The sequence below is a fragment of the Nocardiopsis endophytica genome, assembly GCF_027706725.1.
GTDB lineage: Bacteria > Actinomycetota > Actinomycetes > Streptosporangiales > Streptosporangiaceae > Nocardiopsis_A > Nocardiopsis_A endophytica.
Genome location: NZ_JAQFWQ010000001.1, coordinates 119,687 through 135,994 on the forward strand (window position 1 = coordinate 119,687; position 16,308 = coordinate 135,994).

Genomic DNA, 16,308 nt, shown 5'->3' on the forward strand with positions numbered 1-16,308 from the left:
GTCGGTGGTCAGGCGCCCCAGGAGATCGTCGATGCGCTCGTTCAGGGGCAGGTCGGGGTCGCGGAACGGGGGGTCGTCGGCCGCGGCGGGGGGCGGCCCGAGGGGCCGCGCGATCGCCGCGGCCGCCAGCACGGCCACGAGGCCGCGCGGGCGGGGGATGCGGGGGAAGGGCACGGCGGGTTCCTCCTTAGCGGGGGGTGCGGAGGGGCAGCCGGGACCCGTGGCGCATCAGCACCGGGGCCCGGTCCAAGGGGGCGGCGAGGCGAACGGTGCGGCCGCCCGGGTGGACGTCGCCCGTCCACGGGTCGGCCCAGTCGGTGCCTTGGGGCAGGTACACGTCGCGTTCGCGGGCGCCGTACTCGGTGACGGGGGCGACGAGCAGGTCCGGGCCGAAGAGGAACTGCTCCTCCACGTCCCAGCACCCGGGATCGTCCGGGTGGTCGACGAACAGCGGCCGCATCGGGGGCAGGCCGGTCTCGTGGGCGGTGCGCATCTGCTCCATGACGTAGGGGCGCAGCCGCTCGCGCAGCATCACCAGGTCGCGGAGGACCCCGTAGACCTCCTCGCCGTAGGACCAAAGCTCGTTGGGGCCGCCGGACATGTCCGGGTGCAGCCGGTCGACGAACGGCTCCCGGAAGCCGTGCAGGCGGAACAGGGGGCAGAAGACGCCGTACTGGAACCACCGGACCAGCAGCTCCCGGTACTCGGGGGAGTCCTGGTCCCCGCCGTGGAAGCCGCCGATGTCCGTGGTCCACCAGGGGATGCCGGACAGCGCCGTGTTCAGGCCCGCGCGGATCTGCGCGCGCAGGGAGGGGAACGTCGCCGCGATGTCGCCCGACCACAGGGCCGCGCCGTAGCGCTGGCTGCCCGCCCACGCCGAGCGGCACAGGGTGACCACCTCGGTCTCGCCCGCGGCGCGCATGCCCTCGTAGAAGCCGCGCGCGTGCTCGGCCGGGTAGATGTTGCCGACCTCGGTGCCCGGACCGGCGTGGTAGCGCAGGTTCTGCGGGTGGCCGGGCCTGATCTCCGGCTCGCACGCGTCCAGCCACCACACGCGGATGCCCAGGGAGTGGTAGTTGTCCCGGACCTTCTCCCACACGTACCGGCGGGCCTCGGGGTTGGTGGCGTCGTAGAACGACACCTGGACGTGGCCGTCGACGCCCTTCTCCGCCCAGTCGGCGTGCACGGGCGGCCCCTGCTCGGTGGCGACCAGGTGCCCGGCGCCCATCATCTCCTTGTAGTTCTCGCTGAGCGGGCTGACCGACGGCCACACCGACACCATCAGCTCGGTGCCCATCTCCCGCAGCTCCCGGACCATGGCCGCAGGGTCGGGCCACTCCTCGGGGTCGAACCTCCAGTCGCCCAGGTGGCTCCAGTGGAAGAAGTCCGAGACGATCACCGACAGGGGGATGCCGCGCCGCTTGTACTCGCGCGCGACCTCCAGCAGCTCCTCCTGGGTCTTGTAGCGCAGCTTGCACTGCCAGAACCCGGACGCCCACTCGGGCAGCTCCGGCGCGTGCCCGGTCGCGTCGGCGTAGCGGGCCAGCACGTCGGCCGGGCGGCCGGCGGTCACCCAGTAGTCGATCTGCCGCGCGCTGTCGGCCACCCACCGGGTGCCGGTCTCGGCCAGCTCCACCCGGCCGATCGCGGGGTTGTTCCACAGCACCCCGTATCCGCGGGAGGACACCAGGAACGGGATCGTCACCTCGGCGTTGCGCTGCACCAGGTCGACGACGGCGCCCTTCTGGTCGAGCAGGCCGTGGGTGTGCTGCCCGAGGCCGAAGAGGCGCTCGCCCTCATAGGCGCGGAACCGCTGCTCGATGCGGTAGTAGCCGTTGCCGGTCGAGGTGAACGCACGCGGCCCGGGCCACCAGAAGTGGGCGCGCTCCTCGGCGAACAGCTCCTCGGCCGTCCCGCCGCGCAGGAAGCGCAGCAGCCCGTCCGCGCCCACCTCGACGGTGACGGCGCCGTTGGACAGCACCGCGCGGTCATCGGCGACCACCGTCTTGGCGTCGTGGTCCGGGCGCGGACCCAGCGCTCCGGGAAGGCCGTCGATCAGGCCGTACAGGCCGGCCCGCACGCGGACCGCGTCCCGGCCCCAGGCCTCGACCCGGACGACCTGGTGGCCGCCGCGCCATTCGATTCCCCCGTCGATCTCGTGGAACACGCGCTGTCCTTTCCATAAGGCGGTAAGGCGGGTGAGGCGGTGTCAGTCCTTGAGGGCGCCGCCGGTGACCCCGGCGGCGACGTAGCGCTGGGCGACGACGAGCAGGACCGCCGCCGGCACGGAGGCGATCACGCCGGTGGCCATGACCCCGTTCCAGTCGGCGGTGTGGGCGCCGATGAACCGGTAGATCGCGACGGTCACCGGCTGCATCGCGTCGTCCTTGTTGAGGGTGACGGCGAACAGGAAGTCGGCCCAGGCGAACAGGAACGCGAACAGGCCGGAGGTGATGACGGCGTTCCGGCTCACGGGCAGGATGATGGACACGAGCACGCGCAGCGGGCCCGCGCCGTCCACCTCGGCGGCCTCGGTCAGCGCGCGCGGGATGGTCACCATGAAGGCGCGCAGGATGAGGACGGCGAAGGGGACGGCCAGCGTGGAGTCGGCCAGGATCATCGCCGCGTAGGTGTTGAGGATCCCGGTGGTGTTCATGACCGCGTACAGCGAGTTGGCCATGACGATGCCCGGGATCATCTGCACCAGCAGCAGCGCGAAGAGCACGGCGCGCCCTCCCGGGAGGGAGAAGCGGCTCAGCGCGTAGGCGGCGGGGACGGCCACGGCCAGCGTCAGCAGGACCGTGCCGGCGGCGACGATCGTGCTGTTCAGGAGCGCGCCGCCCTGGCCGGAGAGCGCCTCGGTGTAGCCGTCGAGCGTGCCCCCCAGGGGGAGCAGGCGCGGCGGCGTCTCCAGCAGCGCGCTGGACGGCTGCAGGGAGGCGTTCACCATCCAGTACAGCGGGAACAGCAGGACGCCCACGATGAGCAGCGCGGCCACCGTCGTGCGCGCGGACCGGGCGGTGGTCATCGTGCTCCCCCTTCGTCGGCGGTGCGTCCGGAGCGCAGGTAGACCAGGGCGAAGACGAGCGCGATGAGGATGAGGACGTTGCCCGCGGCGGCGCCCGTGCCGAAGTCCAGTTCGGTGAAGGAGATCTGGTACGACCAGGTGGTCAGGGTGTGCGAGGCGTTGGCGGGCCCGCCGTTGGTGAGCACCATGATCACGTCGAAGACCTTGAGGGTGTAGACGAGGCCGAGCATCAGCACGACCGCCGTGACCGGGCGCAGCAGCGGCCAGGTGATGTGCCGGAAGCGCTGCCAGGGCCCGGCGCCGTCGAGCTCCGCGGCCTCGTACAGGTGCCGGGGGATGTTCTGCAGGCCGCCGTAGAGGATGACCATGTTGAACGGGATGCCGACCCACACGTTCGCGATCACCACCGACGTCAGCGCCATGTCGGTGCTGGAGAGCCAGGCGATGCCCTCGCCGCCCAGGGGCGCCCACCCGGTCAGCCGCTCCACGGCGCCGCTCAGCCCCAGGAGGGCCTGGTTGAGCACGCCGTACTCCTGGTCGTAGATCCAGCGCCACACGGTCCCGGACACCACCAGCGGCAGCAGCCACGGCACCAGCAGCAGCGAGCGCAGCACCCCGTTGAGGGGGAAGCGGCGCTGGAAGAACACGGCCAGCGCCAGGCCGATGCCGAACTGGAACGCCAGCGAGCCCACGGTGAACAGGACGGTGTTGCCGAGCGTCTTGGCGAAGAGCGGGTCCCCGAGCAGCCGGGCGTAGTTGTCCAGGCCGGTGAAGGGCGCCTCGCCGGTGTAGAACGACGCGGCGGTGTACTCCCGGAAGGACATCCCGACGTTGGTGGCCAGCGGGTAGCCGAAGAAGACGGCGATGTACAGGACGAGCGGCGCCAGGAAGAGGGCGCCCCTGAGGCGGTGCGAGGGCATGGGTGGTCTTCTCCCTAGGACGCGGGGACGGACTCCTGCGCCTGGGAGAGCGCCTCGTCGGGCTCCGCGTCGCCGGCGAGCACGGACTGGATCGCGTCGGCGAGGGCGGAGGACACCTCCGGGTAGTCCTCACCTAGCTCGGCGGTGCGGGAGCGCGCACTGGGAACCGACTCGACGAACGGCGCCATGCCGGGGTCCTCCTCGGCGAGCGCCTGCGCCAGCTCCTCCTTGCCCGGCACATAGGCGTTGAGCTCGGCCCACTCGGTCATGTTCTCGTCCGTGAGCAGGCACTGCAGCACCTCGACGGCCTTGGCCTCGCGCTCCTCGCCGTTGCGCGCGACCGCCCACACCTCGCCGCCCATGGGGGGCGCGGGCTCGGTCCCGGCCTCGGGGACGGGCAGCGGCACCACCCCGTAGTCCACGTCCTCCTCGGCGAGGACCGGGAGCTGCCAGGAGCCGTTGACCATCATCGCGGCCCTGCCGCCGACGAACTGGTCCTTCACGTCGGCCTGGGTCCAGTTGACGGCCGACTGGGAGACGTGGCCCTCCTCGACCAGGTCCGCCCACAGCTCCAGGGCCTCCACCGCCTCGGGGGAGTCGACCTGCGTCAGCTCGGCGCCGTTGGACCAGAAGAAGGGCTCGAACGTCCAGGTGCCCTCCTCGTGCCCGATCGCCGAGAACGCCAGGCCGTTGGTGTCGCCCGAGGTCAGCTCCTCTGCGGCGGACCGCAGGTCGTCCCAGGTCTCAGGCGGTTCGACGCCCGCGTCCTCCAGCTTCGCGGTGTCGTAGAACAGCGCCAGCCCGTTCACTCCGGTCGCGATGCCGTAGAGGGTGCCGTCGTGCGTCCCGGCCTCCAGCACCGAGGGGTAGAACCCGTCGGTGGACACGCCCGCCTCCTCCAGCGGCAGCAGCGCCCCGGTGGCGGCCACCTGCGGCAGGTCCGGGTTGTCGATGAGCATCAGGTCCGGGAGCTCCTGCTGGGAGGCGCCCTGCAGCAGGCGCGGCATGAGCTGCTCGCGCGGCAGCTCCTCGCGCTCGACGGTGACGCCGGCCTGCTCGGCGCAGGCCTCCAGCATCTGTGCGGTGGCCGCGTTCTGCGGCTCGGAGATGTTGTAGTCCAGCGAGGTCAGGACCGAGGCGTCGCCCTCGTCGGAGGAGGGGGAGCAGGCGGTGGCGAGCAGGCCCGCGCAGAGCAGCGCGCAGGCGGCGGGGCGCGCGGTGCGGGGGGTCACGGGGCGGGGCACGGGGACCTCCAGGGAGTCGAATCGCTTCGATGACGCCGTTCGCACCGTGCCCTCCAGGGCGCGGGCGGTCCGGAGCGGGCGGAGGGCGGCGGGGCGGTGTCGGGGGACGGGGCTCGGGCGGTCGGGTCAGGCGCGGCGCGGGGGCGCCGCGGTGCTGGAGCGGTCCACGAGGGTCGGCGGGAGCAGGGTGACGCCCGTGGGGGTGCCGCCGTCCAGGCCGCGGACGGCCAGGTCGACGGCGCGTTCGGCCAGCTCCTCGGCGGGCAGGCCGACCGAGGAGAGCGCGGGGGTGACGGCCGCGGCGACGTCGTCGGCGCCGATGGCCACCACGGACAGGTCGCCGGGCACCGACCGGCCCGCCGCGCGCAGCGCGGCGACCAGCGGTTCGGCGGCGGCCTCGTTCTGCACCACCAGGCCGGTCGTCTCCGGGTGGTCGCGCAGCAGGTCCGCGGCGGCCCGTTCGGCGGCGGCGCGGGTCTGCTCGCACGGCAGCACCGCGGGGGCGGGGCCGCCCAGCTCGCGGGCGGCCTCCCGGAACCCGGCCAGGGTGCGCTCGGCGAAGCCGGTGCGGCGCTCGTAGACGGCGGGGGGCTCGCCGACGAAGGCCAGGCGCCGGTGGCCCAGCGCGGCCAGGTGCCGCACGCAGATCCGGCCGGCCTCGGTGAAGTCCAGGTCGACGCAGGCCAGGCCGTCGGTGTCGGCGGGGACGCCGATGAGCACCGCGGGCAGGGCCAGCTCGCGCAGCACGGGGATGCGGGCGTCGTCGATCTCCACGTCCATCACGATGATCGCGTCGACCATGGAGGACCCGGCGACCCGGCGCAGCCCGTCGGCGCCTTCGGCCTGGGTGAGCAGGAGGACGTCGTGGTCGAGGTCGCGGGCGCGGGTCACCACCGACACGGCGAACCGCATGGCGACGGGGACGTGCACGTCCGAGCGGAGCGGCACGACCAGGGCGAGGGTGTTGGAGCGGCTGCTGGCCAGCGCGCGGGCGCCGGCGTGCGGCCGGTAGCCCAGGACCTGGATGCTCTCCCGGACCCGGCGGCGGGTGTCCTCGGAGATGGAGCGCTTGCCGCTGAGGACGTAGGAGACGGTGCTGGGGGAGACCCCGGCGTGCCGGGCGACGTCGGCGATGGACACGGGCACCCCTCCACCTCCTCACGGGTGGGCCCTTCGACGGTGCCGGATCGACGCTGTCGAAGCGCTTCGATTGCGGTGATGCTAACCCCGGCGCCACGCGTGCGCAATGGGGGCAACGGGGGTTCAGCGCTCCAATGCCACCACTGAGGGGTGCGTGCCGAACAGGCTGACCGTGAACGAGTCGCGGACGCGCAGGCCGACGGACGCGGCGAGGGGCAGGTGCGCGTCGGGGTCGTGCAGGAGCAGCACGGCCCGGCCGCCGTCGCGCGCGAGCACCCGCTGGACCTCCCCGAAGTACCGCTTGGGGCGCCGGGCCAGGGAGCCGTGCGGCTCCACCTGGAGGCCCCAGGGCGGGTTGCCCACGACGCGGTCGACGGTCCCGTCGGCGAGGGGGAGGCGCCCGGCGTCCGCGAGCGCGTAGGCGATGGGCGCGCCCTTCCCGGCCGCCGGGTCCTCCGCCGCCGCGTCGGCGGAGTTCGCCGCGGCCCCGCGGAGCGCGTCGGGGTCGGCGTCCGTGCCGAGCAGGTGCGCCCCGGGAGCGAGGCGCCGGGCCTCGATGAGGAGGGTGCCGGTGCCGCAGGTCGGGTCGAGCACGCGCGCGCCGGGGGCGAGTCCGGAAACCCCCGCGAGCCGGGCCATCGCCGCGGCGAGCGGGGGGTGCAGCGTCCCCGGCACCGACTCCTGCTTGTAGGCGCGGCGGTGCATCGGCCGGCCGGTCAGCCGGACGGCCAGGGCGGCCTCCGGTCCTTCGAGCGTCACCCGGATGGGGAAGGGCTCGCCGCCCTCGGGCGGCCGCCCCTCGCGCCGCGAGACGTAGGGCAGGCCCAGCACGTCGGAGGCCTCCCGGCCCACGGCGTCCTCGATGTCGTAGCGGTTGAAGTTGCGCTTGCCCAGGTAGGAGGCGACCACGTCGATGCGCGTCGGTGAGGACGGGCCGCCGCAGCGGCCGCGCAGGGCCGACAGGTCGCGCCAGGGGGCGGCGCGCGCGGGCCCGGGGAAGCGGTCGAGCTCGGCCTTGGTGTGGCCGATGCCCTCCAGCGCCGCGGCGAGCAGGAAGACGTCGTCGACGGTGCGCAGGTCGAGCAGGCGGGGGCCGGGGTCCTCGGAGGAGAACCAGACCTCGCGGTGGCGCAGCCGCTCCACGGTGCCCAGGCCGCGCTCCTCGATCTCCCGGGCGGAGACCTCTTCGAGCCCGCGCAGCGTCCGCGCCATCAGTCTCGCGCCCAAGGTCCGCGCTTCCTCCCCGCCGTGGTGGATCGTCCCAGGGAAGCGTACCGAGCGCGCGCCGCTCTAGTGCTCCACCAGGTCCTCAGGGGAGGGGAGGTTCTCCAGCAGGTCGTCGGGGGCCGACAGGCGCCAGGCCTCCAGGACGAGTTCGCTCAGCTCGTCCAGGTCGATCTTGTCGAGGTGGACGACGACCCAGCCGAAGCCCCCGGCGGTGAACTGCACCTCGAACACGTCGGGCCGCTCGGCCACGAGCGCGAGCTGCTCGGAGAGCGTCTGCTTCAGCCCGACGGTCCGCGTGCGGGGCCACAGGTACCCGAAGTTCTTGCCGCGGACCGTGAAGTTGGTCCACTGGGCGGTCTCCTTGTGCGCCACCTCGGGAAGCGCGTCCAGGAGCCGGAGGAAGCGTGTCATCTCAACACTCATGGAGTCGAGATAACCACAAGGGGCCCACAGAGTGCGCCGCCGTCCCCGGCGCTCGGCCGGGGTGCGGGCTGTACCAGACAGGAAGCGGGCGGTCCAGGCTCCGTTGGTCGTTGATGAGGGCCTTAACGGCTTATAGGTGGGTTCGGGTGGCTCATATAGATTTCCGAGTGTTGCACCGTTTCGGGGGAAATCACCATGGTCCGGCCGGAACGGTTCTCTCACGGGAATGCGGGAATGTCCCCCTGGTCTCCATGCAGGACGGCCTCCGTGCAGGTGGCGGCGGCTCCGGGGGTGGAGGGGCCGCCCGCGGAATTCGATCGGGAGGCGTCATGGCGGAACTCGACCTCGGACTGGCGACGGACTGGCCCGAAGGGGAGACCCACGGACGCGTCCGGCTGGAGCCGAACCGGGTCTACCCGGGCTCGCCCAAGAAGGACGTGGTCATCAGCTCGCCGGTGAGCATCGAGCTGTCGGTGAACACCAACCTGTCCAGCTCCCAGGAGGCGGACAAGATCTACTTCACGACCTACCACGGCAGGACGAAGAAGGTCATCGGTGTCCTCGACTCCGGGGGCAACCTGCACATCGCGGGCCGCCTGGTCACCGAGCAGAAGGACCTGGGGTACTAGCGCCCCTGCCCTCCGGTCGGCCGCCGGCGGAGCCGGCGGCCGATCCGCTGTGCGGTGCCGGGGCCCCGGCGTCACCGGGCCGTGGCGGCCGCGCTCCTGCGGCCGATGAGGAACCAGCACACGGCGCCGAGGAACGGCGCGCAGATGATGAAGATCGCCCACACGAGCTTCATTCCGACGTCGAGCCGCGAGGTCAGGCTGCCGAGGAAGGCCGCGATGATGAGGACGAAGTAGGCCAGGACGGCGAGCCCGGCGACGAGGATGAGGGCGATGCCCCCGTACTGGGCGAGGAGGTCGGCGGCCGGTGCGGCATCGAGGGCGGGCATCAGCGGGGAGTCCAATCCGTTCGGTTTCGACGTCCCCTCCACGCTAGGAACCGGGCACCGGCCGCCTCCTCGGCCGGATGACCGGTTTTCGGCTCGTTCGGAAGTCGGTGGCGGGCGCCCGACCGCCTCCCTTCGTCGGCCCCTCAGGCGTCCGTTCGTCGCGGCCGCCGCGGCCGGGCGCCGTAGGCCAGCCGGCGCAGGAGGGTCTCCGCCGGGCCCCGGACGCCGCGCGCGTGCATGAGGGCGGCGGCGAAGGCCGTCGCCGACCAGGTCGCGGCGGCCACCGCCGCGGCCGCCGCCGTCCCGAGGTGCGCGCTCATGCCCAGCGCGTAGGGCGCGAAGACGGCGGAGAAGATTACCGACTGCATCAGGTAGCAGGTCATCGACCGCTGGCCGACGGCCTGGACCGCCCCTGCCACCGCGCCGCGGCGCTCACCCAGCGCCAGGGCGGCCAGCGCGATCAGCGCCGCCCAGCCGAGCCCCCCGGCCCACCCGGTGGCGTCGTGCACGAGGCCGAGCACGGCCGCGGTGCCCGGCGCCGCCCCCGTCCACAGCCCCGACCAGACGAGCGCGCCGGGGAGCCCACCCGCCACCGCGACCGCCAGCCCGGCCGCGGCCGTGGCCGACAGGAGCCGGCGGTGCCGCGCGGGCTCCTCCAGGATCCGGCGGCGTCCGGCCCAGACCCCCACCAGCATCGGAGGCAGGACCACCAGGAGCATCGTGTAGGGGGTGTAGAGGAGCCACTCGGAGAAGCGCTCGGAGGCCGCGGCGGTGAACCGGTCCTGCACCAGGGACCCGGCCTGGACCGAGCCGTCGTCCCCGACCGGGAGCGCCGCCATGAGGGCCAGGGTCACGGCGATCGACCCGGCGGCGGTCCCCGCCGCCGCCCACAGCAGGGCCCGGTCCTTCAGGCGCAGCAGCGGCACGAACAGCAGCAGCGCGAGGCCGTAGGCGCCGATGATGTCGACGGGCAGGAACAGCACGGCGTGCGCCAGGCCGATCAGCACCATCCATGCGCCCCGGCGCCGAAGCAGGCCCCGTGCTTCGCGCCATCCGCCGTCCGGGCCGTCCAACCGACGGATGATCTGCACCGCCCCGTAGCCGAAGAGCAGCGAGAACAGCGGGATGGCCCGCGCGTCGACGAGCGTCGACCGGACGAGTTCGACCGCCTTGTCGGCCGCGGTCACCACCGTGTCGGGGGACGTGAGGAAGAACTTCGCGTTCACCAGGGCGATGAACAGGAGCATGAACCCGCGCGCGAGGTCGGGGGCGAGTGCTCGGTCCTTGAGCGCCACGGGCCCTGCCGCCGCTGCGCCCGTATCGGGTCGTGGTTCCACGGTCCTGCTCCCGTTTCCGGAGGGATTCGACGCCCACCGAAGCTACGGATCCGGGAGGCGGCCCCCAATGGGGCCAGACGCACGACCCGGGTAGGGGTGGCCCTACCCCGTGGCGGCCCGCGGCTCAGGAGTGGAAGGCGGTGGTCGCTTCGAGGGCGGCCCGCCCGGTGGCGACCCGGTTCACGGGTGCGTCCTCGTCGGCGTAGCCGAAGGAGACGCCCACCAGCAGCCGCCCTTCGGTGACGCCGAGTTCGTCCCTGACGGTGTCGGCGTAGAAGCTGAGCAGTCCCTGCGGGCAGCTGTCCACGCCGTAGGCGGCCATGGCCAGGAGCAGCGTCTGCATGTAGGCGCCGACGTCGGCGGCCAGCCGTGGCCCGCCGTCGCCCGTGACGAACAGGAACGCGGCGTGCGGTGCGCCGTAGAAGCGCAGGCTCTCCGCGTCGTAGGCGGCGCGCGCCGCATGGTCGTCGGCGACGATGCCCAGGGCCCCGTACAGCCCGGCGCCGAAGGCCGCCCGCCGCTCCTGGTGGACGCGGGTGTACATGTCCTCGGAGTAGGGGAGGTCGACCGAGGTGCGCCGCTCGGCGTGGGCGGTCTGTAGGGCCCGCGCCAGGCGCTCGCGCCTCGCGCCGCCGACCACTTCGACCCGCCAGGGCTGCGCGTTGGAGTTGGACGGCGCGCTGCCCGCCAGGGAGAAGACCGCGCGCACGGTGTCGTCGGGCACGGGGTCGGGGCGGAACGCGCGTGTCGCGTGGCGCCCGCGGATCAGCTTCTCCGCGTAGCCGCTCAGCTCGGTGAAGGCCGGCTCGCTCATGGGGCTCTCCTCGATTAGGTAAACACTTTCGTTTACTTCGGAAGGGACTATAGCGGTCCCGTCCGTTTGAAGTAAACGGATGCGTACACTTGCGGCATGAGCACCGTGACGACGGCGCCCCGGCGGCAGGGGCGCGGAGGGCGCGAACGCATCCTGGCCGCCGCCGCCCGGCTGTTCGCGGCCCAGGGGATCAACGCGACCGGCATGGAGCAGGTCGCCGAGCAGGCGCCGGTCTCCAAGCGCACCCTCTACGCGCACTTCCGGACCAAGAGCGATCTGGTCCTCGCCCACCTGCAGGAGCTCGCCTCGACGGGGCGCACCCTGGAGGGCGTGCTGACCCGCGAGGACATGCCGGCGAGGGAGCGCGTCCTCGCACTGTTCGTCCTTCCCCCCGACGACACGGACCCGGTGCGCGGCTGCCCGTACATCGACGCCGCCGCCGAGTTCCCCGACCCGCGGAGCGCGGTCCACGCCTACGCCCGCGAACGGAAACTGCTCATGGTGCGCCTGGTGGCCGGCCTCGTGGCGGAACTGGGCTGCCGAGAGCCCGCCGAACTCGCCGAACAGCTCGTGACCCTGGCGGACGGAGCCGCCGGCCGCGCGATGGTGCTGGACGACCCGGACTACGGCCGCCACGCGCGCGCGGCGGCGGAGGTCCTGCTGGACAACGCCCTCCAGCGCGCGGGCTGACAGCCCTGCGTGGCCGGTTCACGGGGCCGGAGCGGGGCCATAGGGTCCACGGCGGAACTCCGATCCACCCTGAGGCAAGGAACGGCATCATGTCCGAAGCGCACGGAACGACCGTCGACATCCCCGCTCCCGACGGAACGGCGGATGCCTACTACACCCACCCCGGCGACGGGGCCGCCCACCCCGCGGTGCTCCTCTACATGGACGCGTTCAGCGTGCGGCCGCAGCTGCGCGCCATGGCCGACCGCATCGCCGGGGCGGGCTACGCCGTGCTGGCCCCGAACGTCTTCTACCGGCACGGCCGCGCCCCGGTGGTCGACCTCCCCGACAAGATCGCCGACGAGGGCCGCGAGGCGCTGTTCGCGAAGCTCTTCCCGATGATGGGCGACCTCACCGAGGAGGCGGTCACCGCCGACGCCGAGGCCTACCTGGCCTGGCTGCAGGCCCGGCCCGAGACCGACGGCCGCCCCGTCGGCACGGTCGGCTACTGCATGGGCGCCCGGCTGGCCCTGATCACCGCGGGGAGGCACCCCGGGAGGGTCGCCGCCGCCGCGGGCTTCCACGCGGCCGGACTCGCGACCGAGGACCCCGGCAGCCCGCACCTGCTGGCGGACCGGATCACGGCCGAGCTGTACTTCGGCCACGCCGACGGCGACCCGGCCAACCCGCCCGAGCAGCAGGAGCGCCTGGCCCAGGCCCTGTCCGCGGCCGGGGTACGCCACACGGCCGAGGTCTACACGGGGGCCGACCACGGATTCACGATGGCCGACACCGAGGCCTACGCCCCTGAGGCCGCGGACCGCCACTGGAAGGCCCTACTGGACCTGTTCGCCCGCACCCTCTGAGGGCCTCCGGCCGAAGCGGCCCGACCATGATGCGGCCGCGGCGAGGACCGGGGCGGCCACCGTCGTGGCTGCGGCGCCGATGAGGGTGTCGGTGGCGAGGATCCAGCGGACGGGCCTCATGCCCAGGGTGAGGACTTCGCTGCCGCGTTCGCGCATCCCGGCTTCGAAGCGACCGACCGCGTCGGTCAGGGCGTCGTCGAGCGCGGCGGTGCCGCCGTCCGCCGCCCCGTCGAGCCGGTCGAGTCGGTCGAGCAGGTCGGCGGCGTCGCGGATGGCGGCGCCCGCCCCCATACCCGCGGTGGGCGGCACGGCATGGACGGCGTCGCCGAGGGCGGTGATGCGGCCCGGGCTCCACGGCGCGAGGTCGGCGGCGCGGGTCGATGCGGCGTTGAACCGGAACGCGGCGATGCTCGCGGGGTCGGCGCGGGCGATCACCTCCAGCGTGCTCTCCGCCCATCCGTGACTGCGGAAGCGGCTGAGGAGTGCGGCCTGTAGTCCGGCGCCGATCAGGCCGCGCAGGGGATCGGTCCGGGCGGACTCGGGGAGCATCGCGCCCCAGATGTAGGTGGGTTCGGTGGTGACCGACATCCGCAGCTCAGGGGCGTCGAGTGCGGCGTTGCCGACCGGGTCGTGGAACCCGGCGTAGAGCGCGGTGCCGCGCGGGGCGACCGCCGTCGACGAGCGCGGCCCGAGGCGCCGCCGCTCAGCCGGGCCGAGGTCGGCGCGCCGGGTGCGGCCGCAGAACCCGATGATGCCGGCCGGGCGGTTGGTGGGGCCCGCCGCCAGGTGCCGGGCGACGACCGAATGGGCGCCGTCCGCGCCCACCACGAGGTCCGCGGTGACCCGCGTCCCGTCGGCGAACGCCACCCGCGGCGTCCCGTGCCCGTCGCGGTCGACCCCCGACACCTCCCGCCCGAGTTCCAGGTCCTCACCGACCGCGTCGGCCAACAGCGTCCGCAGCGTGATGCGGTCGACGTCGACACTCCCGCTGTCGGCCAGGTCCGGGCCGTGTCCGAGCAGGCGGCCGCGGCGGTCCCAGAAGGCGTCCCGCCCCCGCAGCCGCAGCGCGGACGCCGACGCCAGCAGCCGCCGCACGACCTCCGGCGCCACCGACCGCTCCAACGCCGACTGGGCCCGCCGGTCGAGGGTGATGTGATAGCCGCCGGTCGCGGCCACGTCGGTGTCGCGGTCGAACACCGCCACCCGATGCCCGCGGCGGCGCAGCCCCGCCCCCAGCGCGAGCCCTCCGATGCCGCCTCCGACCACGACGACGCGCATGCCCATCCGTCCTCCCGTGCCTGGTGATCACGTGTGCGAGCCGAACAGTGGCACCGGTGGTGGACACCGAGTGTCCGGTACGGGTGTGAGGATGGGGCGATGGCGAGGACCTCACATCGAGCGCTGCGGCTGCTGTCCCTGCTGGGATCGCGCCGGCAGTGGCCGCTGCGCGAGCTCGCCGAACGGCTCGGCGTCAGCGGGCGCACGGTCCGCCGCGACGTGGAGACCTTGCGCGGGCTCGGCTACGCGATCACGACCGTTCACGGCCCCGACGGCGGGTACCGGCTCGGCACCGGGCACAGCCTGCCGCTGCTGTTCGACCACGATCAGGCGCTGGCGACCGCCGTCGCGCTGCAGACCGCGCCCACCACCTTGTTCGGACTGGAGGACGACGCCGCACGGGCGCTGGCCACCGTGCAGCAGGCGGTGCCCGAAGCGCTGAGGGCCGCGATGGAGTCGCTACGGGTGACGCGGCTGAGGAACCACTGGGAGTTCCCTGGGCCGCCCATCGACCCGGCGGAGCTCAGCGCCGTGGGGGCCGCTGTGAGGCAGCGCCGTGTCCTCGTGGCCGAAGTCCTGCGCCCCGACGGGACCCGGCCCGACCCGACCGACGACGACTTCGCGGCCGCCCGACGCATCGAGCCCCATCACCTGGTCGTGTGGGCGGGGCGGTGGTACGTCGTCGTCTACGACCTGGACGGCGACGAGTGGCGGGTCCACCGCGTGGACCGGCTGCGCCCGCGCCCCACGACCCTGCGCTTCGGTCACCGCGACGTGCCCGGGGGCGATCTCGCGCTCTTCGTGATGAGCAGCCACGACCGCGGCGACACCCCTGCGCCGTGGCCGTGCACGGGGAGCGCGCGGCTCGACCTGCCCGCGAGCACCGTGGCCCGATGGGCTCCCGGAGGATCCGTGGTGGAACACGTGGACGCCGATCACTGCCGCCTGACGGTCGGCGCCTGGTCGTGGGCGGGCATCGCCGGGCTCCTGGCGACGTTCGACACCGACCTCACGGACGTCCGCCCGCCCGAACTCCTCAAGGCGTGCAGGCGCGTCGCGACCCGCTACACACAGATCCCCGAGACGTGACGCCGACGGGGGCGGCCCTACACCCGCGCTTCCGGTGTAGGGCCGCTCGTCTGGATCCGCCGCCCGGGCCGACGGCCCGGAGGCCGGGGTCCGCCGGTCAGGCCCTGTCGGACCCGTCCGGAGCGGTGTCGATGTCGCGCGGCGCGGTGCTGCGCGGCGTGATCGCGGTGCCGCCGCCGTTGATCGCGGAGTTCACCTCGACCGCGACGGACTCGATCGTGTCGACCCCGTACTGCATGCCGTCGTTGTGGTCGGTGAGCACGACCATGTGGTACGTGCCGGCCTCGGCGCCGGTGAAGTAGCCGATGCTGTTGACCCGCCACACGTCGGTGTTGTCGTAGGGCAGCCAGCCGTTCTTGACGTGCGACTCGGCATCCTCCGGCGCGCCGGCGGTGACGCCCCAGCGCTGCTCCTCGATCACCGAGTTCATCAGCCCGGCGGCGTAGGCGCGCTGCTCGTCGCCGAGGATCTCGTTCTCCTGGGAGATGAGTTCGAGGAGGGTGATCTCGTCGGCTGCGTTGATCTTCATCAGGCCGATGGCGTTGGTCTCGTGCAGCTTGGTGTCGTCCATCCCCGCCATGTCGAGGAAGTCCTGCATCCGCTGCTTGCCGACCATCTCCTTGAGCTCGATCGTGGCGTCGTTGTCCGACACCGTGATCATCTTCTCGGTGAGCTCCTTCTCCTCCGCGGTGAGGTCGCGGCCCTCGTCCATGGTCTGCCGGAGCAGCGTCGTGAGCAGCAGCACCTTGCCGGAGCTGGCCGCGAAGTACTCCTTCGAGGGCTGGTAGCCGCAGGTGAGGTCGCCGCCGAAGGCGGACACCCCGACGGAGACGTCGCCCTCGCGGCTCTGGGCGACCTCCTGGATCTTCGCGGAGAGCTCCGCGGCGACCTCGGGCCGCTTCTCCGAGGTGCAGACGTCGGCCGCACCTGCGCCGTCCTCCGCGGCCGCCGCCTGCGCGGGCGCGGCGATGGGCCCGGCGGCGAGGAGGACGCTCGCACCGAGGCCGACCGCGAGACGGGTGGTGCGGGCACGGGTCGTCGTGACGGAAGTCTTATCCATGGCTCTCTTTCCCGAGCGGGGGGTTGGGTCGAGAGGGGCCGGAGGGGCGGCGCCGGCGGCCGCTCGCGCGCTGCCGGTGCGCCTGCCGCGCCGCCGCCCGCTTTCCCTCACACGAGTCAACACGCTCCCCCGCGGCCACCGGTTCACTCCCGCGCCGAACCAGGCTGTGGCCTACGTCACAGTCGGGTCGGGCGGTCGGAGACAGGAGAACGGCCCCCGTCCCCATGAGGGGACCGGAGGCCGTCCCGGGAAGACTCT

The 16,308-nt window shown here is 73.4% G+C and carries 16 protein-coding genes; 4 read left to right on the top strand and 12 right to left on the bottom strand.

Going from position 1 to position 16,308, the window contains the following annotated elements; translation table 11 throughout:
• Positions 1-187: 187 nt before the first annotated feature.
• From O4J56_RS00570 to O4J56_RS00600, 7 genes are all read right to left on the bottom strand, one after another.
• The gene (locus O4J56_RS00570; RefSeq protein ID WP_270683034.1) at positions 188-2,167 is read right to left on the bottom strand and encodes a glycoside hydrolase family 31 protein; all 1,980 of its coding nucleotides are present in this window, start codon (positions 2,165-2,167) and stop codon (positions 188-190) included.
• A 42-nt stretch (positions 2,168-2,209) separates the two neighbouring features.
• Entirely contained in the window at positions 2,210-3,028 is an 819-nt protein-coding gene (locus O4J56_RS00575; protein WP_270683035.1) for a carbohydrate ABC transporter permease, read from the bottom strand.
• A complete protein-coding gene (locus O4J56_RS00580) occupies positions 3,025-3,948 on the bottom strand; it encodes a carbohydrate ABC transporter permease (protein WP_270683036.1) in 924 nt (307 codons plus the stop codon). The genes O4J56_RS00575 and O4J56_RS00580 overlap by 4 nt, the downstream gene beginning before the upstream one ends.
• Before the next feature lie 14 nt (positions 3,949-3,962).
• Entirely contained in the window at positions 3,963-5,192 is a 1,230-nt protein-coding gene (locus tag O4J56_RS00585) for a sugar ABC transporter substrate-binding protein (RefSeq protein ID WP_270683037.1), read from the bottom strand.
• A gap of 126 nt (positions 5,193-5,318) precedes the next feature.
• Positions 5,319-6,332, bottom strand: coding sequence for a LacI family DNA-binding transcriptional regulator (locus O4J56_RS00590; RefSeq protein WP_270683074.1), 1,014 nt, complete (start codon positions 6,330-6,332; stop codon positions 5,319-5,321).
• 123 nt (positions 6,333-6,455) lie between these two features.
• The gene (locus O4J56_RS00595) at positions 6,456-7,559 is read right to left on the bottom strand and encodes a methyltransferase domain-containing protein (protein ID WP_270683038.1); all 1,104 of its coding nucleotides are present in this window, start codon (positions 7,557-7,559) and stop codon (positions 6,456-6,458) included.
• 63 nt (positions 7,560-7,622) lie between these two features.
• Entirely contained in the window at positions 7,623-7,982 is a 360-nt protein-coding gene (locus tag O4J56_RS00600; RefSeq protein WP_270683039.1) for an MmcQ/YjbR family DNA-binding protein, read from the bottom strand.
• A 329-nt stretch (positions 7,983-8,311) separates the two neighbouring features.
• On the opposite strand from O4J56_RS00600, the gene O4J56_RS00605 reads away from it, so the two are divergent.
• Positions 8,312-8,611 carry a DUF6342 family protein gene (locus O4J56_RS00605; protein WP_270683040.1) on the top strand — a complete coding sequence of 100 codons (300 nt, stop codon included), beginning with the start codon at positions 8,312-8,314 and terminating at the stop codon, positions 8,609-8,611.
• A 71-nt stretch (positions 8,612-8,682) separates the two neighbouring features.
• Here O4J56_RS00605 and O4J56_RS00610 read toward each other — a convergent pair whose 3' ends face one another.
• The 3 genes from O4J56_RS00610 to O4J56_RS00620 form a co-directional block, all read right to left on the bottom strand.
• On the bottom strand, positions 8,683-8,937 hold the full coding sequence (locus O4J56_RS00610) for a PLDc N-terminal domain-containing protein (protein ID WP_270683041.1): 255 nt from the start codon (positions 8,935-8,937) through the stop codon (positions 8,683-8,685).
• A gap of 143 nt (positions 8,938-9,080) precedes the next feature.
• Complete coding sequence (locus O4J56_RS00615; protein WP_270683042.1) at positions 9,081-10,274, bottom strand: DUF418 domain-containing protein; 1,194 nt, start codon at positions 10,272-10,274, stop codon at positions 9,081-9,083.
• Positions 10,275-10,398: 124 nt separating this feature from the next.
• Positions 10,399-11,088, bottom strand: coding sequence for a nitroreductase (locus O4J56_RS00620; RefSeq protein ID WP_270683043.1), 690 nt, complete (start codon positions 11,086-11,088; stop codon positions 10,399-10,401).
• Positions 11,089-11,184: 96 nt separating this feature from the next.
• Between O4J56_RS00620 and O4J56_RS00625 the strand changes: the two genes are divergently transcribed.
• Complete coding sequence (locus tag O4J56_RS00625; protein WP_270683044.1) at positions 11,185-11,778, top strand: TetR/AcrR family transcriptional regulator; 594 nt, start codon at positions 11,185-11,187, stop codon at positions 11,776-11,778.
• 89 nt (positions 11,779-11,867) lie between these two features.
• Positions 11,868-12,623, top strand: a complete 756-nt coding sequence (locus tag O4J56_RS00630) for a dienelactone hydrolase family protein (protein WP_270683045.1) — start codon at positions 11,868-11,870, stop codon at positions 12,621-12,623.
• Here O4J56_RS00630 and O4J56_RS00635 read toward each other — a convergent pair.
• Positions 12,594-13,901, bottom strand: coding sequence for an FAD-dependent oxidoreductase (locus tag O4J56_RS00635; protein ID WP_270683046.1), 1,308 nt, complete (start codon positions 13,899-13,901; stop codon positions 12,594-12,596). The two genes, O4J56_RS00630 and O4J56_RS00635, sit on opposite strands and share 30 nt — an antisense overlap.
• Before the next feature lie 99 nt (positions 13,902-14,000).
• Between O4J56_RS00635 and O4J56_RS00640 the strand changes: the two genes are divergently transcribed.
• Positions 14,001-14,990, top strand: a complete 990-nt coding sequence (locus tag O4J56_RS00640; RefSeq protein WP_270683047.1) for a helix-turn-helix transcriptional regulator — start codon at positions 14,001-14,003, stop codon at positions 14,988-14,990.
• Between the two features lie 97 nt (positions 14,991-15,087).
• Here O4J56_RS00640 and O4J56_RS00645 read toward each other — a convergent pair whose 3' ends face one another.
• Positions 15,088-16,050, bottom strand: a complete 963-nt coding sequence (locus tag O4J56_RS00645) for a serine hydrolase (RefSeq protein WP_270683048.1) — start codon at positions 16,048-16,050, stop codon at positions 15,088-15,090.
• Between the last annotated feature and the right edge of the window lie 258 nt (positions 16,051-16,308).